Raw genomic sequence first — 23,682 nt, forward strand, 5'->3', positions numbered from 1 at the left:
GTTACCGCGATCAGAGATCAGCCGGCAGCGGCTCTTTGAGCCACTGCATTGCGTTCTTTTCCAGGCTGCCGTCGGCTTTGGCCGCGACCAGAATCTGGTTGACCTTGTCCAGCAGCGCCGGCTCGTTCTTGTTCACGCCAACATAGACCGGCGAGTCCTTGAGCTTCACTTTCAGTGCCGGTACGCGCTTGGGGTTGCGCTCGCTGATGGCCACCATTACCACGTTGCCGCTGGCGATCAGGTCCACCTGGCCGGCCAAGTAGGCGGCGATGGTCGAGTTGTTGTCTTCAAAGCGCTTGATCGTCGCCTCTTTAGGCGCAACGGCGGTCAGCTCGATGTCTTCGATGGCGCCACGGGTCACGCTGATGGTCTTGCCCTTGAGGTCGTCAACGGTGCTGATCGGCGCATCCGGTGGGCCGAACACGGCGAGGTAGAACGGCGCGTAGGCCTTGGAGAAGTCGATGACCTTCTCGCGCTCGGGGTTCTTGCCCAGGCTGGAAATCACCAGGTCGACCTTGCCTGTGGTGAGGAACGGGATGCGGTTGGTGCTGTTGACCGGGGTCAGTTCAAGCTTGACCTTGAGCTGGTCGGCCAGCAGTTTTGCGGTGTCGATATCCAGCCCGCGAGGCTTCATGTCCGGGCCGACCGAGCCGAACGGCGGGAAATCCTGAGGCACGGCCACCTTGAGGGTGCCACGGGCGACGATATCGTCCAGACCGTTGGCCTGGGCGGGCGCCTGGCTCAGCATCAGGCTGGCAAACAGGGCAGTGAGCAGGGCGCTGCAACGCTTGGTCATGGCAACTCTCCGAAAGGGACGAAAGGATTTTCTGAGTTTTGCCAGTGCACAGCCCATGCCAGCACGGTGTTAATTCGCTGGAGGGCTGGTAGCTGTTGAGTTTTGGCGGTCTTACTGGTCTGAACAGTTACTGCGCTTTCTGCACCCTTTTCGGGCGCCGCCAAAACCCCGCGAGCCCCTTTGGGGCGTGGCTTGCCGGGCGCTTCGAATAGCTTTACAACTAGCCGCTCAGTTGACTGGAAACTCGAGTTTTTATGAATTCCATCGCCCAAGCCGTACCGGAAGTGGCGCTACAGGCCATCCGCAAATTGATCGCTGATGAAGGCTTCGGGCCGGGCGACGCATTGCCCTCCCAGCGCGATCTGGCGCTGCAATTGGGCGTAAGCCGGGCCTCGTTGCGCGAAGCCTTGTCGTCCCTCAGCGCGTTGGGCGTGGTGAGTGTGCAACCGGGTAAAGGCGTGTTCGTGCAAGCGGCCGAGGAACTCCCTGGGTTGGCCTGGCCGTTTACGGCGCAGGCGACGCCACTGGATATCTTTCAACTGCGCTACGCCCTGGAAGGCTTTGCGGCGGGGCTGGCGGCGGTGACGTTGACCACCGATGAGTTGGACCTCCTGGAAGATAACGTCGAGGCAATGCGCAAGGAGCTCAAGGCCGGTGACTTTGAGGCAGCGGCCCGGCTGGACTTCGAATTCCACCAGCGCATCCTGCTGGCCAGCGGCAATCAGGCGATGGTGAACATCCTCAGTGCCAGCGCCGAGGTGTTTCTGGAGAGTCAGAAGCTACCGTTCATCCGGCCGGAGAGGGCCATGGAGACCTGGCAGGAGCACCGCAAAATCCTCCGTGCACTGGCCCGACGCGCCAGCGGGGCCGCGCAGAAAAGCATGCAGGAACATGTGCGTAACGCGGCGATGCGTACAGGCATTGCCTTCATCACTCCCGTGACCCCGTGAGTTGGGCTATACCCAAACTCATGCGCCATCATAGGAAGAGTCAATCAGCTGCGGCTTCCTGAACGCGGGAAGGGCGGCTATGATGGGCAACGTTTTTTTTGCTTACAACCCGGAGACATCCATGAGCAACGATCTTATCAAGCACGTCACCGACGCGACCTTTGAGGCCGAAGTACTGAAGGCCCAGGGCCCGGTGCTGGTTGACTACTGGGCTGAGTGGTGCGGTCCTTGCAAAATGATCGCTCCGGTCCTGGACGACATTGCCACCACTTACGAAGGCAAGTTGACCATCGCCAAGCTGAACATCGACGACAACCAGGAAACCCCGGCCAAGCACGGTGTGCGTGGTATCCCGACCCTGATGCTGTTCAAGAACGGCAATGTCGAGGCCACCAAGGTCGGCGCACTGTCGAAGTCCCAGCTGCAAGCTTTCCTCGACGCCAACATCTAAGCGTCCTCAAAAGGCCCCGCAAATTGCGGGGCTTTTTCGTGAAACAGGGCTAGACGCTCTGAAATTCAGGTGGTACATTCGGCCCCGCACTGGTTTCTCCACTGCCCCCTGCAAGCCGTCGCCGACGCTCTCCTTTTCGATTAGTACGCGATCCTGTCGCCTTCTCTGCGGCGCGGCCTCATTAAGCCAAAAGCTTAATTTCCCCCCCTCCATAAATGATTACGTCATTCCTATATGAATCTGACTGAACTCAAGCAAAAGCCGATTACCGAACTGCTCGAATTGGCCGAACAGATGGGCATAGAAAATATGGCCCGTTCGCGCAAGCAGGACGTGATTTTCTCCCTGCTCAAAAAGCACGCGAAAAGCGGCGAGGAAATCTCCGGTGATGGCGTGCTGGAGATTCTCCAGGACGGCTTCGGCTTCCTCCGCTCTGCAGACGCTTCCTATCTCGCCGGCCCAGACGATATCTACGTCTCGCCGAGCCAGATCCGTCGCTTCAACTTGCGCACCGGTGACACCATCGTTGGCAAGATCCGCCCTCCAAAGGAAGGCGAGCGTTATTTCGCCCTGCTCAAGGTCGACACGATCAACTACGATCGTCCCGAGAACGCGAAAAACAAGATTCTCTTCGAGAACCTGACCCCGCTGTTCCCGACCGTGCGCATGAAGATGGAAGCCGGTAACGGTTCCACCGAAGACTTGACCGGTCGTGTCATCGACCTGTGCGCCCCGATCGGCAAAGGCCAGCGCGGCCTGATCGTGGCCCCGCCGAAAGCCGGTAAGACCATCATGCTGCAGAACATCGCAGCGAACATCGCTCGTAACAATCCTGAAGTTCACCTGATCGTGTTGCTGATCGATGAGCGTCCGGAAGAAGTAACCGAAATGCAGCGCACCGTGCGCGGCGAAGTGGTTGCCTCGACGTTCGATGAGCCACCAACTCGCCACGTGCAGGTTGCTGAAATGGTGATCGAAAAGGCCAAGCGCCTGGTCGAACACAAGAAAGACGTGGTGATTCTGCTCGACTCCATCACTCGTCTGGCCCGTGCCTACAACACCGTGATCCCGAGCTCCGGCAAAGTGCTCACCGGTGGTGTCGATGCCCACGCCCTGGAGAAACCGAAACGTTTCTTCGGCGCCGCGCGGAACATCGAAGAAGGCGGCTCGCTGACCATCATCGCCACCGCGCTGGTTGAAACCGGCTCGAAGATGGATGAAGTGATCTACGAAGAGTTTAAAGGTACCGGCAACATGGAACTGCCTTTGGACCGCCGTATCGCTGAAAAGCGTGTGTTCCCGGCCATCAACATCAACCGTTCCGGCACACGCCGTGAAGAGTTGCTGACCGCTGACGACGAACTGCAGCGCATGTGGATCCTGCGCAAGCTGCTGCACCCGATGGATGAAGTTGCGGCCATCGAGTTCCTGATCGACAAGCTGAAAACCACCAAGACCAACGACGAGTTCTTCCTGTCGATGAAGCGCAAGTAACACGACGCTTCGGTCAAAAAAGATGGCGCCCCATGGGGCGCCATTTTTTTTGTTTCTGGAAAATGCGTTTTGGCTTTAGTGTGTGTCTGTTTAGAAACAAATTCGCGTGTGTGACTACACTCGCTGTCCATCCGATCAGGCAAATTACAAGATTTTATGACCATTCTCGCTTATCGCAGGGACATTGACGGCCTGCGTGCCATAGCTGTGCTTGCTGTTGTGCTGTTTCATTTTGGTGTACCAGGCTTTACCGGCGGCTTTGTCGGCGTCGACGTGTTTTTCGTGATCTCCGGATACTTGATCACCTCGATCATCTGGCGCGAGCGTGAGGCCGGCCGTTTCAGTTTTGTCGGCTTCTGGGCCCGCCGAGCGCGGCGTATCCTGCCGGCGCTATTCGTGATGATGCTCGGCGCGCTGGTGGTGGGCTGGTTTCTGCTGGCGCCCAAGGATTACAGCGAGTTGGGGCGCTCGATTCACAACCAGGTGGTGTTTATCTCCAACCTGTTTTTCATGCGCCAGGACGGCTACTTTGATGTGGCCTCCGACATCAAGCCGTTGCTGCATACCTGGTCATTGTCGGTTGAAGAACAGTTCTACATTCTTTTTCCTCTGTTGCTGACGGTGCTGTCGAGCCGGCTCAAACACTGGCGTGCGGCGCTGTTTGTGTTGTTGCTGGTGTCGTTCGGGATGAGCACGTGGGAGGTGGCCCACGCTCCGGAAAGAGCCTTTTTCCTGCTACAGATGCGTGCCTGGGAACTGTTGGCGGGCGCAATGCTGGCGGTCATGCCTGCACGGCAATACCGCGCGAGCCCGGCCTTGGCGCAGGTCGTCAGTCTTGCCGGTCTTGGCCTGATCCTGCTGGCGGTCTTCGCCTATGACCCAAGCACGCCGTTTCCCGGCGCCGCTGCGCTGTTGCCGGTGGTCGGCGTGGTCTGCCTGATTTGGGCCAACGGCCAGCAAGCCACCCTGGCGAGCAAGCTGCTGGGTAGCCGTTTGCTGGTGGGGATCGGCCTGATTTCCTACTCCTGGTACCTGTGGCATTGGCCGGTCTACGTGTTCGGCAAGTACGCCAGTGTCGATGGCCTGGGGCCGTGGGAGCTTGGTGCGCTGTTTGTGTTGAGCCTGTTGCTGGGTTACGGATCCTGGCGGTTCGTCGAGGCGCCGTTCCGTGAGCGTCGGTTGCTGGCAGGACGCAAGCAAATCCTCGTGGCGGCGGGTATCGCGCTGCTGGCGGTGGGGCTGCTCGGCAAAGGCCTGGTCTGGACAAAGGGGTTGCCTTGGCGCCTGTCGCCCGAGGCGCTGCAATTTGCCCAGGCGCGCGAGTGGAGCCCGGACCTCATGGCCTGCCTGGTGGATGGGGGGAAAAATCGCCATCATGGATTTTGTCATTTCGGACCTCAGTCCGCGCCGACCCGCGCGTTGGTATGGGGCGATAGCCATGCCACGGCCCTGGTTCCGGCATTGCAAGACGGCGCGAGCAAGTATGGTGTCAGCGTCACCCAGGCCGGTTATGCCGGTTGCCTGCCGTTTAATCGCAAGGAAAGCGTTCCGGGCTGCTTGACCTTTAACCAGCAGGTCACGCAACTGCTCGGCAAGGAAACCTTTAGCGACGTGGTGCTGGTGGCGCGCTGGAGCCTGTATGTCTATGGGCAGCGCGATGGTGACACCGAGGCTTCGTTGCTGGACCCGGCGACCGGAACCTATGACCGCGCCTTCGCCGAGCGGCGCTTCGCTGAAAGCTTGGGCGCCCTTGTGCAGCAGTTGCGCGACAGCGGCCATCGGGTGTGGCTGGTCAAGGAAGTCCCCCTGCAGGAATTCAGTCCGCCTTACCGCCTGAGTCGCCTGGCGATGCTCGGCCGGCCCACCGACAAAGAAGGTATGCCCCTGGCTGAGCACCTCCAGCGCCAGGCCTATATCAGCAGCGTATTCGAGCGCATCGCGGCGGCTGATCCCGGGGTAAAGGTAATGGACCCGGCGCCTGAGCTATGCAGTGCGAATGACTGGTGTCGCGTGGAACTGGACGGTCAGTCGCTGTACACCGACGACAATCACCTCTCGGCCGTCGGTTCGCGGTATGTCGAGGCGTTCCTTGAACCGTTGTTCAAAGCCTTGCGCAATGAAACCCAGGCATCGGCTCTTTGAGTCTGTGTCGTCGGCAATGCTGCTCAATAAGCTGCCAGCGACCGTAAGAGCAGGTAGGATGTACGCCTATTTTACGGGTGGCATGGTTAATGAAATTCAAGGATCTTCGGGATTTCGTGCAGCAACTTGAGCAGCGCGGAGAGTTGAAACGTATCCAGGTGCCGATTTCCCCGGTCCTGGAGATGACTGAGATTTGCGACCGCACCTTGCGTAACAAGGGCCCGGCGCTGCTGTTCGAAAACCCGGTGGGCTTTGATATTCCGGTGCTCGGCAACCTGTTCGGCACCCCCGACCGCGTTGCGTTCGGCATGGGCGCCGAGTCCGTCAGCGAACTGCGGGAGATCGGCAAGCTGCTGGCCTTCCTCAAGGAGCCCGAGCCACCCAAGGGTCTGAAGGACGCCTGGTCGAAGCTGCCCATCTTCCGCAAGATCATTGCCATGGCGCCCAAGGTCGTGAAAGACGCGGTCTGCCAGGAAGTGGTCATCGAAGGCGATGACGTCGACCTCGGCATGCTCCCCGTGCAGACCTGCTGGCCTGGCGACGTCGGCCCGCTGATCACCTGGGGCCTGACCGTCACCAAAGGCCCGAACAAAGACCGCCAGAACCTCGGCATCTACCGTCAGCAAGTGATCGGCCGCAACAAGGTCATCATGCGCTGGCTGAGCCACCGTGGCGGCGCGCTGGATTTCCGTGAGTGGTGCGAAAAGCATCCCGGCAAGCCATTCCCTGTTTCGGTGGCCCTGGGCGCCGACCCGGCGACCATCCTCGGCGCCGTCACGCCAGTGCCCGACAGCCTCTCCGAGTACGCTTTCGCCGGTCTGTTACGCGGTAACCGCACCGAGTTGGTGAAGTGCCGTGGTAATGACCTGCAGGTGCCGGCCACCGCCGAAATCATCCTTGAAGGCGTGATTCACCCCGGCGAGATGGCCGATGAAGGCCCCTACGGCGACCACACCGGCTACTACAACGAAGTCGACAGTTTCCCGGTGTTCACCGTCGAGCGCATCACCCACCGGATCAAGCCGATCTACCACAGCACCTACACCGGCCGTCCGCCGGATGAACCGGCGATCCTCGGCGTGGCGTTGAACGAAGTGTTTGTACCGATCCTGCAAAAGCAGTTTCCGGAAATCACCGACTTCTACCTGCCGCCCGAAGGCTGCTCGTACCGCATGGCCATCGTGACGATGAAGAAGTCGTACCCCGGCCACGCCAAGCGGGTAATGCTGGGTGTGTGGTCGTTTTTGCGACAGTTCATGTACACCAAGTTCGTTATTGTCACCGACGACGACATCAACGCCCGGGACTGGAACGACGTGATCTGGGCCATCACCACGCGCATGGACCCCAAGCGCGACACGGTGATGATCGATAACACGCCGATCGACTACCTCGACTTTGCCTCGCCGGTATCGGGCCTCGGCTCGAAAATGGGCCTGGATGCCACCCATAAATGGCCGGGTGAAACTACCCGCGAATGGGGCCGTGTGATCGTCAAGGACGAAGCGGTCACTGCCCGTGTGGATGCGCTCTGGAAAGAATTAGGAATAGATTGATGCGTGTAACCCTGCAGCCTTCCGGTGCGGTACTGGAACTGACGCCTGGCGAGCGGATTCTCGAGGGCGCGCGACGCCTGGGCTACGATTGCCCCCAGGCCTGCCGCAATGGCGTGTGCCATGTGTGTGCAGCGCTGCTGGTGGAAGGCCGGGTGCAGCAAGCCGGTGAGGTGCGTGACCATGGCGAGTTCTATACCTGCATTGCCGAACCGCTGGAAGATTGCATTGTGTTGTGGGATGGCGTGCTGGCGCCGGGAGAATTGCCGGTGCGCAAACTGTCTTGCCAACTGAGTGAGTGCGTCGAAGTGGGCGGTGACGTGTGGCGTGTGCGCCTGCGGGCTCCGGCCGGCAAGGCGGTGCGCTACCACGCCGGGCAGTACCTGATGATTGAGCGGGAAAACGGCGAGAAGTCGGCGTTCTCCCTGGCCTCGGCGCCCCACGCCGGGCGCGAGCTGGAATTGCACGTGCTGGCCCGGGAAGACAGCGCCCGCAGCCTGCTGGAGCAGTTGCAGCGCAACCAGATGGCACGCATCGAGATGCCGTTTGGCGACACCCACCTGGCCGAACTGCCCGACGGGCCGCTGGTGCTGATCGCCGCCGGCACCGGCATGGCGCAGATGCACAGCCTGATCGAACACTGCCGCGCCAGTGGCTTCAAGCACCCGGTGCATCTGTATTGGGGGGTACGTCGACCGGAAGATTTCTACGAGATCGAGCACTGGGACCAGTGGCTGCAACTGCCCAACCTGTTCCTGCACAAAGTGGTCAGCGACCTGTGCGGCTGGGAAGGGCGCTGTGGGTTGCTGCATGAAGCGGTGTGCGAAGACATCAGCGACCTCAAGGCCGTGCACGTCTACGCCAGCGGCTCACCGGCGATGATCTATGGCACCCTGGATGCGCTGGTCGAGGCCGGCATGGATGCACACCAGATGCGTGCTGACGTATTTGCCTACGCGCCTCGCACGTAACCTGTGGCGAGGGAGCTTGCTCCCGTTGGGCTGCGTAGCAGCGCCAAAACAGTCGCTGGGTTCTATCTGAAAGACCGCATGAACTTCAGGGGCCGCTTCGCGACCCAGCGGGAGCAAGCTCCCTCGCCACAGAAGCCCTTCAGCGGCCCGATCAGAAACGAACGCCTGTCGTCACCATCGCCGCATTGAACCCCAGCAACACCAACTCGGCGGCAACCGGCCCGTAATGAGTGCCCACCGAGGGGATGATCACCGGCGCCACGCCCAGTCCATTCAGCGGAATCTTGTCGCGGTACTTGCCGCGATAGCCCTGGATCACGCCGCCTGTCAGCTTCAAGTACACCGGGTAATCGGGCATGTCGTAGCGTTTGCCGGCGTAGGCGTAGTACGACCGCTGTCTGAACGAGTTGCGAAACGTCGCCCCGCCATACACCAGGCCTGACGCTTCATTGCGCTCAAGGCCGATCAGGTCCTGATTGTTGTTGTGGTCCTTGTCCGGCGAAAAATGCCGGGTGTAGACGCTCGTCTGGGCGTACCAGAAGCCTTTTTCGTCCTGGGGCGGCGCTTCCACCGCCAGGGCGGTGGTGGCTTGGGCCAGGAACAACAGGCTGGGAAGTCGGTATTTCATGGTGTGACCTCGATAGTCGGTTCGGTTGGCGGCTAAGTGGGTCGTGACAGGCGCCTATTTTGAAGGCTCAGCGTGCCTCCAGCCTGAACGTGCGCTGAAACTACAGGGATTGAGGCAGCCAATCCTGATGAGCGGAGCGGCCCGGGCTTATGCATTCGCTTATTCTTTAAAGGTATTTAATTTGTTACATAAATATCATTAAGCTATATGACAACGGACTACCGACTTTCTGCCAATAACCAATAAATGACCGCCACCGTCCGCCACACGGATCGATCGTATGAGCTCAGAGCATTGACGTTCTGGCTTTTGATTCCAAGGGGAGCGGTATGGGGAGCAACAAGCAGCACCTGCTGTACACGGCGATTTTGTCGGCTAATTTGCTGACCGCTGTGGGATTCAGTCCAGTGGAAGCCGCCGAAACGGCCACTGCCGATGTACCCAAACTCGACACAGTCATCGTGACCGGCACCCGCGCCCAAGAGCGCACCGCCAGTGCTTCGCTGTCACCTATCGATGTGATTTCCAGCGACACCTTGCGCAGCACCGGCTCTGATGAGTTGGGCGCGGTGTTGGCCCGTTTGATTCCTTCCATCAACTTTCCACGCCCGAGCCTGGTAGACGGTGCCGAACTGGTGCGCCCGGCGCAGTTGCGCGGCCTTTCGCCGGACCAGGTATTGGTGCTGGTCAATGGCAAGCGCCGCCACACCAGCGCCTTCGTCAACCTCGGCGGCGCAGTGGGGCGCGGCTCGGCACCGGCGGATCTGAATGCGATCCCGCTGTCGGCAGTTGACCATATTGAAGTGCTGCGTGACGGCGCATCGGCCCGTTACGGCTCCGATGCGATTGCCGGGGTGATCAACGTGATCCTCAAGCATGACGACCACGGTGGCTCGATCACCAGCAAGTTCGGTGAGTACAAGAAGGGTGACGGTATCCAGCGCAACCTCAGCGGCAACACCGGTGTGGCGCTGGGCGATAACGGCTTTATCAACATCTCGGCCGAAGGCGCCGACAACGATTACACCAACCGTGCCGGCAAGGACCTGCGTCCGGGCAGCGTTGGTTCGACGACTTACGGCCAGCGGGTGTTCCGCCAGGGCGAGCCGGCTACCGATCAGGGCAAGCTGTTTCTCAACTCGGAATACTCCTTCAGCGAAGCGGCCGAATTCTACGCGTTTGGCGGCTACAGCAAGACCCGCGGCGAGACAGCGGCGTTCTACCGGGCCAGCAACGCGAGCAACAACATTCCAGCGCTCAACCCCAACGGCTACTTGCCGCTGATTCGCGGCGACGTGGAAGACACGTCCCTGGCGGTCGGTCTGCGCGGCCTGTTGGCCTATGACTGGCACTACGACGTGTCGGTGAACTACGGCAAGAACCAGTACCAGATCGGCACCGAAACCATCAACACTTCGCTGGGCCTGGCGACGCCGCGCAAGTTCGACAACGGCACCCTGGTCAATGACCAGAAGCAACTCAGCCTGGACCTGTCGCGGGAATTCAGCCTGGGCTGGTTGCCGTATCCGGTGTCGGTAGCGTTTGGTGGCGAATACCTGGACCAGGGTTATCAGATCAAGGCGGGTGACCCGGCGTCCTACTACCAGACCGGCAGTTCGGGCCTGGGCGGCTTCCGTGATTCCGACGCAGGCACCAGCACGCGCCATAACTGGGCGCAGTACCTGGACCTGGAAACCAACTTCACCGAAAAACTCAGCGCCTCGGCTGCCGTGCGTCATGAGGACTACAGTGATTTTGGTTCCAACGTCAGCGGCTCGCTCTCGGCCCGCTACGACTTCACCCCGCAAGTGGCCTTGCGCGGCAGTGTATCCAACGGTTTCCGCGCGCCGTCCCTGGCGCAGCAGAACTTCGCCTACACCTCGTCGCAGCTGATCGGCAACACCATCCAGGAAGCCGGTACGTTCCCGGCCAACAGCCAGGTGGCGCGCCTGCTCGGTGCGGAAGACCTGAAAGCCGAGAAGTCCCGCAACTACAGCCTCGGCCTGGTGCTGGAGCCGACCGACAACCTGACAGTGACCGCCGACGTCTACCGTATCGACATCAGCGACCGCATCAGCCTGTCCTCCAACCTGGACCTGAGCAAAAACCCGGCTGCGCTGGCGTACCTGCAGGCCAACGGCGTCGGCAACATCAACTACACCACCGTGCGTTACTTCACCAACGCTACCGACACCACCACCAATGGCGTCGACCTGGTGGCCAACTATCGCTACCAGCTGGATAACGGTGTGCGCTGGAACAGCACCGTGGGCTACAACTACAACCACACCAAGGTCACCGACGTAAAAGCCAACCCGGCTGTACTGGATAGCCTGGGCGCGAGCCTGGTCCGGGTGGATCGTCGCGAACGCATCGGCCTGTTGGGCGACACCACGCCCCAGCACAAGCTGAGCCTGGGCAACGACCTGAGTTTCGGCAATTGGGCGCTGCACAGTAATTTGGTGCGCTATGGTTCGTTCACCAGCTACCAGGCGGACCCGGCCAACGACCAGAGCTTCAAGGCCGCCTGGCTGTTGGACCTGTCAGCCGACTACAAGCTGAAAAACTGGACCTTCACCGTTGGCGGCGACAACGTCACCGACAAGTACCCGGAAAAACTCAATGCCTACGCCAGCAGTGGTGGCAATTTGGCCTATAGCACTTTTTCGCCGTACGGTTACAGCGGCGCGTTCTATTACGGTAAAGTTGCTTACAACTGGTAACAGCTTCTCGTAACAACAAAGGAGACCTAAGCGATTTGCCATGACCGCCATTGAATCTGATCTTTTGCAATTGGCTTACCCTCCGCGGCTCGATCTGGGGCCGCAACTCACTCACGAACAGTTGATGAGCTCGATGCAAGCCACCATGGCTTTGCATAAGGGTGGGCCGGTCTGGCTATTCGCTTATGGTTCGCTGATCTGGCGGCCTGAATGCTCGTCGACACAACGCATGCGGGCGCGGGTCCATGGTTATCACCGCGGCTTGTACCTGTGGTCTCATGAACACCGGGGCACGCCGGAAACACCGGGGTTGGTGTTTGGCCTGGATCGGGGTGGCTCGTGCAGTGGGTTTGCCTACCGCTTGCCGGAAGATCAGCTGGAGGCTTCGCTTTATGCCTTGTGGCAGCGCGAGATGCCTTACCCGTCCTACCGGCCACACTGGCTCACCTGCCGTCTTGAAGATGGCAGCCAGGTGCAGGCATTGGGATTTGTACTGGAGCGGCACCTGCCCAGCTATGCCGGGAATTTGCCCGACATTGTGCTGAATCACGTGTTGCAAAGCGCTTGCGGGCGTTACGGGACCACTCGCGATTATGTCGAGCAGACCGTCAACGCCCTGCGTAGCCACGCCATGCCAGACAAGAATCTGGAGGCGCGGCTCAAGCGGTGTTCCAAAGGCTGTTCCGACGATTAACGTGCGGTACTGACGCTATTGGTGTGCCACAAGGTGGGGATCAGGAACGCAATCGCCAGCAGGCACGCGCCGATCAGCAGCACAAAACCACCGTCCCAACCGAAATGGTCAACGGTGTAGCCCATGGCCGCACTCGCTGCCACCGAACCACCCAGGTAACCGAACAGGCCCGTAAAGCCCGCTGCAGTGCCGGCGGCTTTCTTCGGTGCCAGTTCCAGCGCTTGCAGGCCGATCAGCATCACCGGTCCGTAGATCAGGAAGCCGATGGAGAACAGCGCGATCATGTCGACCATCGGGTTGCCCGGCGGGTTGAGCCAGTAAACCAGGGTCGCGACGGTCACCAAGCCCATGAACACGATGCCCGTCAGGCCACGGTTGCCACGGAAGATCTTGTCCGACATCCAGCCGCACAGCAGCGTGCCCGGAATGCCTGCCCATTCGTAGAAGAAGTACGCCCACGAGGTTTTATCCACGTCGAAGTGCTTGGCTTCCTTGAGGTACGTCGGGGCCCAGTCCAGTACGCCGTAGCGCAGCAGGTAGACGAAGACGTTGGCGAAGGCGATGTACCACAGCATTTTGTTGCGCAGCACGTACTTGACGAAGATTTCCTTGGCGCTGAATTCGTCTTCGTGGCTGGCGTCGTAGCCTTCCGGGTAGTCGTTCTTGTATTGCTCGATAGGCGGCAGGCCCACCGATTGCGGGGTATCGCGCATGGTGATGAAGGCAAATGCCGCCACCAGCAGGGCCACGGTGGCCGGCACGTAGAACGCCGCGTGCCAGTCGTTGAACCAGGCCATGCCCAGCAGGAACAGCGGGCCGATCAAGCCGCCGCCGACGTTATGCGCCACGTTCCATACGGAAACCACGCCGCCGCGTTCCTTCTGCGACCACCAGTGCACCATGGTCCGCCCACTTGGCGGCCAGCCCATGCCCTGGGCCCAACCGTTGATGAACAGCAAAATGAACATCATGGTCACGCTGGACGTTGCCCAAGGCGCGAAACCGAAAATGAACATCACCCCGGCGGACACCAGCAGGCCGAAGGGCAGGAAGTAGCGCGGGTTGGAGCGGTCGGACACCAGGCCCATAAGGAACTTGGACAGGCCGTAGGCAATTGCAATCGCCGACATCGCCAGGCCCAGCTGGCCGCGCGTGTAACCCTCGTCGATCAGGTACGGCATGGCCAGGGAGAAGTTCTTGCGCAGCAGGTAGTACCCGGCGTAACCGAAGAAAATACCGGCGAAGATCTGCCAGCGCAGGCGTCGGTACGTGCTGTCTATTTTTTCTTCAGGCAGGGGCGCCTGGTGTGCGGCAGGGCGGAAGAAAGCAAACATTCAAGAGCTCCAAATTTCTTGTTTTGACTGCGGATGCGAATGTTACAGTTTCGTTACCGAAAATAGCACCGCCTCTTATCTGCGGGCATAGGAATTGAGTGCAATTGCATGTTCTTTTACGAACATGTCGCTTAGAGACAAGTGAGGGGCGTTTTCAGGCGGGGTATCACGAACGTGTGGCGAGGGAGCTTGCTCCCGCTGGACTGCGCAGCAGGCCCATCTTTTGGGGCCGCTTCGCGACCCAGCGGGAGCAAGCTCCCTCGCCACAGACAGCGATCCGGCTCAGCTGCCGTTGGTGGCTGCGATGTCGCCCGGAAGCAGGTGTTCCTGGACTTTCTGGCTGCGGGACTCCACCAGTTGGCCCTGTTCGTCGAAGCGCAACACGATCAGCCAGTCATATACGTTTTCCGGCCATTTCTTCATGCCGGTGAGCGCCGGGCCGTCCCCGCCAAAGGCTTCGATCAACTTGTCGATATGCCCGTGATGCCACGCGATCAGCACGGTTTGGGCCTGGTTGGACTTGCGTAGCGATTTCACCAGCTTGCCGACTTGATCGTCTGAGTAGGGCGTTTCAAGTGGAAGTTGCAGGCGCTGGGCCAACGGCGTCAGGGTCAGGCGAGGGCGGGAGCTTTCCTTGCTGTCGCTGGTAGCGATCAACCGCTGGGGCACCACCGAGATGCCGTTCAACAGCAACGGGTCGAAATAGCGGGCATAGGCTGCCGCCCTTTGTTCGCCCTTGGGGCTTAGCAACGGGCCTTCATCGGGTTTTTCTGCATGACGCACGATCAGCACGGTCACGTTGTTTAGCCCGCGTACATCCTTGTCCTCTTTATGGGCAAAAGCTTGAGCCGAGATCACCATCAACAACCCCAGCAGCAGCGCGCGCAACCGTGTGACCATTATTTTTCCTGCCAATGAAAGAGTGCCTCGGCCGATCATGGGCCCAGGCACCTCGCCGACAAAATGAAACAATCGTCAGCGTAGCTGCACCACGACCTTACCGACAGCCTTGCGCTGGCCGAGGTCATTAATCGCCTGCGCGGCCTGCTCCAGCGGGTACACCTGAGACACCAGCGGCTTCAGCTTGCCTTCGGCAAACCAGCCGAACAGTTGCTGGAAGTTGGCGGCATTGTCCTGAGGCTGGCGCTGGGCAAACGAACCCCAGAACACCCCGACGACTGCCGCGCCCTTGAGCAGCGCCAGGTTTACCGGCAACTCAGGAATGCGCCCGCTGGCAAAGCCCACCACCAGCAGCCGGCCATTCCAGGCGATGCTGCGAATGGCCTGGTCAAACAGGTCGCCGCCCACCGGGTCGTAGATCACATCCACGCCGTTGCCGCCGGTAAGGCGTTTGATTTCGTCCTTGAGGCTGTCTTCGCTGTAGTTGATCAACTCATCGGCGCCCGCGGCCTTGGCCACGGCGAGCTTGTCGGCACTGCTGGCAGCGGCGATCACCCGGGCGCCCATGGCCTTGCCGATTTCCACCGCAGCCAGGCCGACACCGCCGGAGGCACCGAGCACCAACAGGGTTTCCCCGGGTTGCAGGTTGGCCCGTTGCTTGAGGGCGTGCATCGAGGTGCCGTAGGTCATGCTGAAGGCGGCAGCGGTGTTGAAGTCCATGCTCGGCGGGATCGGCAGCACGTTGTAGCCCGGCACGGCGACCTGCTCGGCGAAGCTGCCCCAGCCGGTCAACGCCATCACCCGGTCACCGACCTTCAGGTGGCTGACGCTCTCGCCGACTTGGCTGATCACGCCTGCCGCTTCACCGCCCGGCGAAAACGGGAAGGGCGGTTTGAACTGGTATTTACCCTCGATGATCAGGGTGTCCGGGAAATTGACCCCGGCCGCATGCACGTCCAACAGGATTTCGTTCTTCTTGATCGCCGGGCTTTCGACGTCTTCCAGCACCAGGGTTTCGGCGGGGCCGAAGGCTTTGCACAGCACAGCTTTCATCGGACTATTCCTTTTGGCGTGTTGGCCGATAAGTGTAGGTGGGCAGGGCGATGGGTCAACGAGCATGCCCCGGCCTGATAAGTCGCCATAAGCTTGTGCTCAGGGCTGCTAGCGTTATGCTACTGGGCAACCGAATTGAGGAATGAACTGTGAAAGCGTGGATCCTGTTGATGCTGGCCCTGACACTGCCGACGGCAGCCCTGGCCGAAGAAGCCAAAGAAGGCGAAGCGCCGAAGGTCAGCTATATCAGCCTGAGCCCGCCGTTTGTCGGTAACTACGGCCTGGATGGCACCGCGAAGCTGAAGGTATTCAAGGCGGATATCGCCCTGCGGGTGACAGGCCCCGAGGCGGCCGCCGCCGTCAAAGCCAACGATGCGTTGATTCGCAACCAGTTGGTGGCGCTGTTTACCCAGCAAACCAGCGACGCAATGAGCAGCGTCGACGGTAAGGAAAAACTGCGCCAGGAAGCCCTTAAGCAGACTCAGCAAGTAATGAACGACGAGACCGGCAAGCCGCAGGTTGAGGATCTGTTGTTCAACAACCTGATCATCCAGTAAGCCGGTCGCTTCGCGCCCTTCGCGAGCAAGCCCGCTCTCACACTTGACCGAGTTCTAACATGAGAATGCGGTTGAATGTGGGAGCGGGCTTGCTCGCGAAGAGGCCCTGACAGACACCTCAGGAAGCCAGGCTCTTCCTGAACCGCGCCAACGCCACCGCAAAGAACAACAACCCAATCCCCGCCAGCGCCAGCAAGTCCGGCCACACCACGCTCACGCCTGCATCCCGGAACAGAATCGCCGCACTCAAACTCACAAAGTGCGTCGACGGCGAGCCCTGCATCACCCATTGCAACCACTGCGGCATGCTGTCCAGCGGCGTACTGCCGCCGGACAACAGCAGCATCGGAATAATCACCGGGATCGCCAGCAGTCCGAACTGCGGCGTCGAGCGGGCGAGGGTGGCGAGGAAGATGCCCAAGGCGGTGCTGGCAAACAGGTACAACGCCGTCACCAGCAAGAACAAGGTCAGCGACCCGGCCAGCGGCACGCCGAGCAAGCCTTTCACCACCACTTCCAGCGACAGCCAGGTGCACAGCACCACCACCAGCATGTTGCTCCAGATTTTCGCCAGCATGATTTCCAGCGCCGTCAGTGGCAGCACCAGCAGATGGTCGAGGGTGCCGTGTTCGCGCTCACGCAGCAGCGCGGTACCGGTCAGCACGATGGCGAGAATGGTGATGTTGTTGACGATCTGGATCACCGCGAGAAACCAGCCACCTTCCAGGTTGGTATTGAACAGCGCCCGGGTGGTCAGCAGCGCAGGGGCCTTTTGGGCGGCATCGGCCTGGTTGCCATAGGTCAGCAATTCCCGCTGGAAAATCCGCCCGATATACCCGGCGCCCATGAATGCCTGGCTCATGGCCGTGGCATCGACGTTGACCTGCACCCCCGGCTGGCGCCCGGCCAACAGGTCGGCCTGGAAATTCGCCGGCACGTTGATCACGAAGGTGTACTGGCCGCTGTCCATCACCTTGTCCAACTGGTCATACGGTAATGGCACCGCCGCTTGAAACTCCGGCGGTTGCAGGGCTTCGGCCAGTTGCCGGGACAGCGCGCTGTGGTCTTCATCCACAAAAGCCACGCTGGCGTTGTGCACGCCGATCACCGAACCGGCTGCGGGCATATAGATGGCGACGGTGAAGGCGTAGAACAGGAACAGCAGCAACACGCTGTCGTGGCGCAGGCTGGTCAGTTCCTTGATGCCGAGGCGCAGGATATGGGCGAACTTGTGCATCTCAGGCCTCCTGCTTCTTGAGCATGACCAGGCTAAGCCCGGTAAACCCCAGGAAGAATCCGAACAGCGCCAGGCACTGCGGCCACAACTGGCGCAGATCCAGGGCCTTGGTAAAGGTGCCCACCGCGATGTCGAGGAAGTAGCCCGCCGGGAACAGCATGCCCATCAACGCGGCGGCGCCTTCCAGGGACGAGCGCGGCACGATCAGCCCGGAGAACTGAATGGTCGGCAGACTGGTGATGATCATGGTGCCGAGGATCGCCGCGATCTGGGTGCGGGTGAACGCGGAAATCAGCAGGCCCATGCTGGTGGTGGCCAGCACATACAGCAGGCCGCCGAAGGCCAGGGTCACGCCGCTGCCTTTGAACGGCACGCCGAACAGCCAGCGGTTCATCGCCACCAGCAGCCCGAGGTTGATCAGGCTCACCGCCAGGTACGGTGCCTGTTTGCCCAGCAGGAACTCCAAGCGAGTCAGCGGCGTGGCGTAGAAGTTGGTGATCGAGCCCAGTTCCTTTTCGCGCACGATCCCCAGGGCCGTGAGCATCGCCGGGATGAAGGCGAGGATCAGCGCCATCACGCCCGGGCCGATGGCGTTCACGCTGACCACGTCCTGGTTGTAGCGAAAGCGGGTTTCCAGTTTGGCGGCGGCCTGTTGGTTGAGAGGTGTGCTGTTCAGTTCGGCCAGTTGTTGGAGATTGGCTTGGTGCACGGCCTCGACATAATTGCGGCTGGTTTCCGCGCGAAACGGCATGCCGCCATCGAGCCAGGCGGCCACGGCGGGCTGGCGACCGGCGTAGAGGTCACGGCCAAAACCCGGCGGAATCTCCAGCGCCAGTTTGATTTCCGAGCGTTGCAGGCGTTTGTGCAGCTCATTGGAATCGGTGATCGGCGGCTGTTCGGCGAAATAACGCGAACTGCGAAAGGCTTCCAGATAGGCCCGGCTTTGCGGCGTTTGATCCTGGTCGTAGACAGCGAAGGCGAGCTTTTCCACGTCCAGGGAAATGCCGTAGCCGAAAATCACCATCATGAAAATCGCGCCCAGCAGGGCGAAGGCCATGCGCACTTTGTCCCGCAGCAGTTCCTTGCCTTCGCGGCTGGCCACGGCCAACAGGCGGGCGAGGCTGAACCCACGTTTGCTGACGGGCGGGGCCATGGGTTCGCTGACGGTTTCGGTGGGCGCGGTTGCCGCTTCGGGCGCGCCTTGGGCCTGTTCCAGGCAGGTGACGAACGCTGCTTCCAGGGTTTCGCCGTGGAATTGCTGTTGCAGCGCGTCCGGCGTGTCGCAGGCCAGTACCTTGCCCGCGTGCATCAGCGAGATTCGGTCGCAGCGCTGGGCCTCGTTCATGAAGTGCGTGGACAGGAAGATCGTCACGCCCTGTTCCCGGGACAGCTCGATCAGCAATCGCCAGAAATCATCCCGCGCGGCCGGGTCGACGCCCGAGGTCGGTTCATCGAGGATCAGCACTTCCGGGCGGTGCAGCACCGCCACCGCCAGGGACAAGCGCTGGCGCAAACCCAATGGCAACTCGCCGGAAGGCTGCTCGGCAACGTCGCCCAGGTCAAAACGCTCGATCAACTCATCAATGCGCTGGCCGCTTTCCGCCTTCGGCAGGTCGAACAACTGCGCATGCAGCACCAGGTTCTGGCGCACGCTGAGTTCACCGTACAGCGAGAAGCTTTGCGACATGAAACCCACGCGCTTGCGGGTGGCCAGGTCCTTGGCGTTGACCGGATTACCGAGCAGGGTTGCCGTACCCTCGGTGGCCGGCATCAGGCCGGTGAGGACCTTCATGGTGGTGGTCTTGCCGCAGCCGTTGGAGCCGAGGAAACCAAAGATCTCGCCCCGGCCTATGGCGAAGCTGACTTTGTCCACCGCCGTGAAATCGCCGAAACGCAGGGTCAGGTCGTGGGCTTCGATCGCGATGTCGGTGTTATCGCTTTCCCGTGGCGGAATCACCAGCGGTTCGTTGTTATGGGCGCTGTCGCCCTGGAAATGGGTGAAGGCTTCGTCCAGTTTGCCGCTGGGCGTTGCGGCGGCGAGTTCACTGCTCAGGCCGTCGGCGATCAGCTTGCCGCGGTCGAGCATCAGGCAGTGTTCGAACTGCTCGGCTTCTTCCATGTAGGCAGTGGCCACCAGCAATGTCAGTTGCGGGCGTTCGCTGCGTACGGTTTCCACCAGTTCCCAGAAGCGCCGACGGGACAGCGGGTCGACGCCGGTGGTGGGCTCGTCGAGGATCAGCAGGTCCGGGTCGTGGATCAGCGCACAGCACAGGCCGAGTTTCTGCTTCATGCCGCCGGAGAGCTTGCCGGCAGGTCGCTCGGCGAAGCGTGCGAGGTCGGTGGCCAGCAGCAGGTTGTGCATGCGCTGGTCGCAATCGGCTTTTGACAGGCCGAACAGCGTGGCGAAGAACCGGATGTTCTCGCTGATGGACAGCTCGGGGTACAGGTTGCCGCCCAGGCCTTGAGGCATGAAGGCGATGCGCGGGTACAGGCTGTTGCGGTGGCGGCGGTCTTCGATAGAGCCGCCGAGCACGTCCAGTTGACCTTCCTGAAGCTTTTTAACCCCGGCAATCAAGCCCAGCAAACTCGACTTGCCGGCGCCGTCTGGGCCGATCAGCCCGCAGCGTGTACCGGCGGGCAAGCTGAAGGCGATGTCGATCAGCGCCTGTTGCTTGCCGTAGCGATGGTTGATGCCCGTGGCGTGCAGCGCCAGGCCGCTCATTGCAGGTTGGCCGGCCAGTCCAGGTCAGCGGTGCGCACATAACCGGCGCCGGGCATGCCCGGTTTGGCTTGGGGCACGGCGCTCGGTTGGGTCAGGCGCAGTTTGACCCGGAACACCAGCTTCTGGCGCTCGTCGCGGGTTTCCACTTCCTTGGGGGTGAACTGCGACTTGGCCGCGACAAAACTGATTTTCGCCGGCAGCGGTTGCTTCGGCAGGGCGTCGAGGACGATCCGCGCCTCACTGCCGACGGTCAGGGCGCCGGTTACCGATGCGGGCAGATACAGGTTCATGTATTGGTCGTTGGGGTCGATCAGCAGCAACACGCGGCCACCGGCACCGAGCACTTCGCCAGGTTCGGCCAGGCGCAGCTGGATGATGCCGTCGATGGGCGCCCGCAGGCTGCTGTCCTCGATTTCGCTGGTGAGCTGTGCGACCTGGGCCTGGGCGGCGCCGATGGCGGCCTTTACCGAGTTGACCTGGGCTTGGGCGGCGACCACGGCGGCGTTGCCGGTGTTTTGCCGCGCCTGCTGCTGGTCGATCAACTGGCCGCTGGCGAAGCCGCGTTTGTACAGCTCCTGGGTGCGCTTGAGTTCCTGGCTGGCCAGCAGTTGTTCGCTCTGGCGCAGTTGCACATTGGCTTGGGCGGCGGCGAAATTCTCTTTGGCCCGCAGCACTTCGGCTTCGGCCTGGGCGCGCTGGGCTTCCAGGGTGCGGGTGTCCATGCGCGCCAGCAGTTGGCCCTTGAGCACCTTGTCGCCTTCGTCCACCCGCACTTCGGCGAGGCGCCCGGGGATCTTGGCGGCGATCTGCACTTCGGTCGATTCCAGCCGGCCATTGCCCATGCTCAAGCCTTCGGGCAAGCGGTCCTGAGTGGATTGCCAGTAGCCAAAGCCGCCGGCGGCCAGCAGCAAGACAATCAATGGAATGGCGAAAAGATGGGAGGTGCGGTGGTTCGTCGACATGGGTGCATCCTGCGGCGTTAGCGTCCTAGTTTGACCGATCCTGCCCGAAGGCCCTTGATGCGGGTCAAATGAACTGTAGGAGCGAGCTTGCTCGCGAAAAGCGTCAACGATAACGCGACCTGTCTGGATAGTCGCGTTGCCTTGGAGTTTTTCGCGAGCAAGCTCGCTCCTACAGTTAACGCAGGCCGAGTACGGCGGCCCATTGCTCGGCGGTGACCGGCATCACCGAAAGGCGGCTGCCTTTTTGCACCAGGGGCAACTCGGCGAGGGCGGTTTGCTGTTTCAGATAGCCCAGCCCCAGGACCTTGGGAAAGGTCTCGACGTGGGCGACATTGATCGCGCTCCACGGGTTTTTTTCAGGGCTGGCCTTGGCGTCAAAGTAATGGCTGTCAGGCTCCAGCGCGGTCGGGTCCGGGTAGGCCGCCTCGACGATTTTGCCGATGCCGGCAATCCCCGGCTCCGGGCAGCTGGAGTGATAAAAGAAAAACTGGTCACCTACCGCCATTGCCCGCAGGAAGTTACGCGCCTGATAGTTGCGCACCCCGTCCCAACGGGCCTCGCCGAGCTTTTCCAGGCCCTTGATGGACAGTTCATCGGGCTCGGATTTCATCAGCCAATAGGCCATGTTTTCGCTCCTCAAAAGACGATTGGGAAAGTTGTCCGGCAATTTTATGACAAACCGACGGTCGGTTGGCGTCAAGGTTTGCGTGTTGGTTCACGTTAACGCAGAATGCCGGGGTTTTGAGCTTGACGCAGCTGGCACGGACTACTTATGGAACGTTGCTGTCATCGTGTGCAAGATGCCTGAAGGGGGGCAATCGATGAAACGCAAACCGGATTTACTATGGATATTGGTTATTTTGTTCGGTCTGGGCGTCGTGACCACCGGCTATGCGCAGAGCTTGTGGTCGAACAAGACTGACGCACCGATTGAACTCGCACAGCAACAACCGCAACCGTTCAAACGCTGACCTGTCCTTAAGGCGCTGCTGGTTCCAGTAGCGTCTCTGCTATATACCAATCCTTATCGGTGACTGTGCCCTCAAGCGGTACATCCCAGCTTGCCTGCGCCAATCGTTCGACCTTCTGGCATTCATGGGCCAGGCCCAACAGTGTCGGTTTGCGCCAGGATTTCCGGCGGGCCATATAGGCCAGGCTACGGTCATAAAAACCGCCGCCCATGCCCAGCCGTCCGCCCACATCATCAAATCCCACCAGTGGCAACAGCACCAGGTCCAGCGCCCAGACCTTGCGTTGCCGGCTGACATTCACCTGTGGCTCAAGGATGCGAAAACGGTTGGGGCTCAGCTTCTCGCCGGGCCGTACCCGCTGGAACACCATCTTGGTTCGCGGCCACGCACTGAGCACCGGCAGGTACGTCGCCTTGCCCCGGCGCTGTGCAGCGCGCAGCAGCAGGCGCGGATCGATTTCACCGTCCGTCGGTAGATACAAGGAGATGTGTTTGGCCCGGCGAAACAGCGGGTGCTGTGCCAGTTGCCGATACAGGCCCAGGGCGGCCTGGCGTTGCTCGCTCGGCGTCAGGGCGCGGCGGGCTTTGCGCAGCATGCGTCGAAGTTGCGGGCGGGAAAGCGGCGCAGGTTCGGTCATGGTTTTCGGCTCATAAAACAATGCCAGTCCTAAGACTGGCATTGGATTTGGGAATCAGGCTCCCCGACAGAACCGCTGTCGACTTAGCCCTTGAACCCGAAAGTTCAAGGTGGAAGAAACAGTAGGCTTTAAGGCTTTCCGTCTAGCGGACATGCACACCAGCCCAACGTGTAACTTCCAGGGTAGTGCGAATCGGCTCAGGGACATCGCCGACTGGCAAGCACGCCAGGGAGTGGGGCGAGTATACCCGAAACCGACGCCGCAATCAGCCCTTGGGTGGCTCTGGATCGGTAGAAAGTACCAGATCGACCCGCTCCAGCAGGTCGCGCACCTGCTCGCGCGTCGAGCCACTGGCCTGCACGTCAGGCCGTTCCTGCTTATGCAATAAATCGTGGGTGATGTTCAGGGCGGCCATCACCGCGATGCGATCGGCGCCGATGACTTTGCCGCTGCTGCGGATTTCACGCATCTTGCCGTCCAGGTAGCGGGCAGCGCTCACCAGGTTGCTGCGTTCTTCCTGTGGGCAGATGATCGAATATTCTTTGTCGAGAATCTGCACGGTGACGCTATTGCTTGAACTCATGAGTCTTGCTCCAGGGCCTTCAGGCGCGAAATCATCGATTCGACCTTACGCCGGGCGATTTCGTTTTTTTCAATGAGGTGAGCGCGTTCCTCGCGCCAGGTCTTTTCCTGAGCTAATAGGAGTCCGTTTTGGCTCTTAAGTTGCTCGACCCGGTTAATTAGCAGCTCGAGTCTGGCCATCAGCGCTTGCAGGTCGGTGTCTTCCATTGGGTTCCACTGGATTTGTCTGATGAATGGCAACTGCTGGATAAACGATCTGACGCCCTCGATAGTCTTGGTACGTCTGCCGATGCTAGGATACAGCGCTTCATTCTAGACATTGCGC

The 23,682-nt window shown here is 60.7% G+C and carries 22 protein-coding genes, 1 other RNA gene and 1 pseudogene; 10 read left to right on the forward strand and 14 right to left on the reverse strand.

The genetic code is table 11. The features are described 5' to 3' along the window. Positions 1-10 precede the first annotated feature (10 nt). A complete protein-coding gene (locus tag ACUN0G_RS14355) occupies positions 11-796 on the reverse strand; it encodes a transporter substrate-binding domain-containing protein (RefSeq protein ID WP_017476630.1) in 786 nt (261 codons plus the stop codon). A 254-nt stretch (positions 797-1,050) separates the two neighbouring features. Here ACUN0G_RS14355 and ACUN0G_RS14360 point away from each other — a divergent pair, with 254 nt between their 5' ends. From ACUN0G_RS14360 to ACUN0G_RS14385, 6 genes are all read left to right on the forward strand, one after another. Next, positions 1,051-1,746: a FadR/GntR family transcriptional regulator gene (locus ACUN0G_RS14360; protein WP_258342761.1), complete on the forward strand. Its 696-nt coding sequence runs from the start codon at positions 1,051-1,053 to the stop codon at positions 1,744-1,746. Between the two features lie 121 nt (positions 1,747-1,867). Continuing rightward, on the forward strand, positions 1,868-2,197 hold the full coding sequence (trxA, locus tag ACUN0G_RS14365) for a thioredoxin TrxA (protein WP_003213989.1): 330 nt from the start codon (positions 1,868-1,870) through the stop codon (positions 2,195-2,197). Positions 2,198-2,431: 234 nt separating this feature from the next. Next, positions 2,432-3,691, forward strand: coding sequence for a transcription termination factor Rho (rho, locus tag ACUN0G_RS14370; RefSeq protein ID WP_008438874.1), 1,260 nt, complete (start codon positions 2,432-2,434; stop codon positions 3,689-3,691). A gap of 156 nt (positions 3,692-3,847) precedes the next feature. Beyond that, positions 3,848-5,833, forward strand: a complete 1,986-nt coding sequence (locus ACUN0G_RS14375; RefSeq protein WP_421551131.1) for an acyltransferase family protein — start codon at positions 3,848-3,850, stop codon at positions 5,831-5,833. Positions 5,834-5,922: 89 nt separating this feature from the next. Further along, a complete protein-coding gene (ubiD, locus tag ACUN0G_RS14380; protein WP_017476626.1) occupies positions 5,923-7,389 on the forward strand; it encodes a 4-hydroxy-3-polyprenylbenzoate decarboxylase in 1,467 nt (488 codons plus the stop codon). Continuing rightward, on the forward strand, positions 7,389-8,357 hold the full coding sequence (locus ACUN0G_RS14385; protein ID WP_445573702.1) for a CDP-6-deoxy-delta-3,4-glucoseen reductase: 969 nt from the start codon (positions 7,389-7,391) through the stop codon (positions 8,355-8,357). The genes ubiD and ACUN0G_RS14385 overlap by 1 nt, the downstream gene beginning before the upstream one ends. 151 nt (positions 8,358-8,508) lie before the next feature. Here ACUN0G_RS14385 and ACUN0G_RS14390 read toward each other — a convergent pair whose 3' ends face one another. Then, a complete protein-coding gene (locus ACUN0G_RS14390) occupies positions 8,509-8,985 on the reverse strand; it encodes a sn-glycerol-3-phosphate transporter (protein WP_258342756.1) in 477 nt (158 codons plus the stop codon). A 329-nt stretch (positions 8,986-9,314) separates the two neighbouring features. Between ACUN0G_RS14390 and ACUN0G_RS14395 the strand changes: the two genes are divergently transcribed. Both ACUN0G_RS14395 and ACUN0G_RS14400 read left to right on the forward strand, forming a co-directional pair. After that, entirely contained in the window at positions 9,315-11,708 is a 2,394-nt protein-coding gene (locus ACUN0G_RS14395; protein ID WP_445573703.1) for a TonB-dependent receptor plug domain-containing protein, read from the forward strand. Between the two features lie 40 nt (positions 11,709-11,748). Next, the gene (locus tag ACUN0G_RS14400; RefSeq protein WP_076013086.1) at positions 11,749-12,402 is read left to right on the forward strand and encodes a gamma-glutamylcyclotransferase; all 654 of its coding nucleotides are present in this window, start codon (positions 11,749-11,751) and stop codon (positions 12,400-12,402) included. On the opposite strand, the gene glpT is transcribed toward ACUN0G_RS14400, so the two are convergent. The 4 genes and pseudogenes from glpT to ACUN0G_RS14420 all read right to left on the reverse strand — a co-directional run bounded on the left by glpT (position 12,399) and on the right by ACUN0G_RS14420 (position 15,689). Then, positions 12,399-13,736, reverse strand: a complete 1,338-nt coding sequence (gene glpT, locus ACUN0G_RS14405) for a glycerol-3-phosphate transporter (RefSeq protein WP_093203852.1) — start codon at positions 13,734-13,736, stop codon at positions 12,399-12,401. The genes ACUN0G_RS14400 and glpT overlap by 4 nt on opposite strands. Positions 13,737-13,912: 176 nt before the next feature. Further along, positions 13,913-14,023: pseudogene (locus tag ACUN0G_RS14410) on the reverse strand (N-acetyltransferase); the annotation flags it as partial. Further along, on the reverse strand, positions 14,019-14,636 hold the full coding sequence (locus tag ACUN0G_RS14415) for a flagellar basal body-associated protein FliL (RefSeq protein WP_445573704.1): 618 nt from the start codon (positions 14,634-14,636) through the stop codon (positions 14,019-14,021). The pseudogene ACUN0G_RS14410 and the gene ACUN0G_RS14415, both read right to left, overlap by 5 nt. 75 nt (positions 14,637-14,711) lie before the next feature. Then, positions 14,712-15,689: an NADPH:quinone oxidoreductase family protein gene (locus ACUN0G_RS14420; RefSeq protein WP_445573705.1), complete on the reverse strand. Its 978-nt coding sequence runs from the start codon at positions 15,687-15,689 to the stop codon at positions 14,712-14,714. A gap of 149 nt (positions 15,690-15,838) precedes the next feature. Between ACUN0G_RS14420 and ACUN0G_RS14425 the strand changes: the two genes are divergently transcribed. After that, positions 15,839-16,246, forward strand: coding sequence for a flagellar basal body-associated protein FliL (locus ACUN0G_RS14425; protein WP_258342752.1), 408 nt, complete (start codon positions 15,839-15,841; stop codon positions 16,244-16,246). 118 nt (positions 16,247-16,364) lie between these two features. Here ACUN0G_RS14425 and ACUN0G_RS14430 read toward each other — a convergent pair whose 3' ends face one another. From ACUN0G_RS14430 to ACUN0G_RS14445, 4 genes are all read right to left on the reverse strand, one after another. Then, positions 16,365-17,483: an ABC transporter permease gene (locus tag ACUN0G_RS14430; RefSeq protein WP_445573706.1), complete on the reverse strand. Its 1,119-nt coding sequence runs from the start codon at positions 17,481-17,483 to the stop codon at positions 16,365-16,367. A gap of 1 nt (position 17,484) precedes the next feature. Next, on the reverse strand, positions 17,485-20,205 hold the full coding sequence (gene rbbA / locus ACUN0G_RS14435; RefSeq protein WP_445573707.1) for a ribosome-associated ATPase/putative transporter RbbA: 2,721 nt from the start codon (positions 20,203-20,205) through the stop codon (positions 17,485-17,487). Further along, positions 20,202-21,167 (reverse strand): HlyD family secretion protein, encoded by a 966-nt coding sequence (locus ACUN0G_RS14440; protein WP_063026373.1) that lies wholly within the window; start codon positions 21,165-21,167, stop codon positions 20,202-20,204. Before ACUN0G_RS14440 ends, rbbA begins: the two co-directional genes overlap by 4 nt. A gap of 175 nt (positions 21,168-21,342) precedes the next feature. Further along, the gene (locus tag ACUN0G_RS14445) at positions 21,343-21,792 is read right to left on the reverse strand and encodes an EVE domain-containing protein (RefSeq protein WP_258342747.1); all 450 of its coding nucleotides are present in this window, start codon (positions 21,790-21,792) and stop codon (positions 21,343-21,345) included. Between the two features lie 196 nt (positions 21,793-21,988). Here ACUN0G_RS14445 and ACUN0G_RS14450 point away from each other — a divergent pair, with 196 nt between their 5' ends. Beyond that, the gene (locus tag ACUN0G_RS14450; RefSeq protein ID WP_003213959.1) at positions 21,989-22,138 is read left to right on the forward strand and encodes a hypothetical protein; all 150 of its coding nucleotides are present in this window, start codon (positions 21,989-21,991) and stop codon (positions 22,136-22,138) included. A 7-nt stretch (positions 22,139-22,145) separates the two neighbouring features. Here the strand turns inward: ACUN0G_RS14450 and ACUN0G_RS14455 are convergent, their stop codons facing one another. The 4 genes from ACUN0G_RS14455 to ACUN0G_RS14470 all read right to left on the reverse strand — a co-directional run bounded on the left by ACUN0G_RS14455 (position 22,146) and on the right by ACUN0G_RS14470 (position 23,564). Further along, positions 22,146-22,775 carry a 5-formyltetrahydrofolate cyclo-ligase gene (locus tag ACUN0G_RS14455; protein ID WP_258342745.1) on the reverse strand — a complete coding sequence of 210 codons (630 nt, stop codon included), beginning with the start codon at positions 22,773-22,775 and terminating at the stop codon, positions 22,146-22,148. Positions 22,776-22,831: 56 nt separating this feature from the next. Then, positions 22,832-23,010, reverse strand: a non-coding RNA gene (ssrS, locus tag ACUN0G_RS14460) — 6S RNA. A 30-nt stretch (positions 23,011-23,040) separates the two neighbouring features. Then, on the reverse strand, positions 23,041-23,358 hold the full coding sequence (locus tag ACUN0G_RS14465) for a cell division protein ZapA (RefSeq protein WP_003213956.1): 318 nt from the start codon (positions 23,356-23,358) through the stop codon (positions 23,041-23,043). Then, positions 23,355-23,564, reverse strand: coding sequence for a TIGR02449 family protein (locus ACUN0G_RS14470; protein WP_003213954.1), 210 nt, complete (start codon positions 23,562-23,564; stop codon positions 23,355-23,357). The genes ACUN0G_RS14465 and ACUN0G_RS14470 overlap by 4 nt, the downstream gene beginning before the upstream one ends. Positions 23,565-23,682: the final 118 nt, after the last annotated feature.

It is taken from the genome of Pseudomonas sp. 32A, assembly GCF_052682255.1.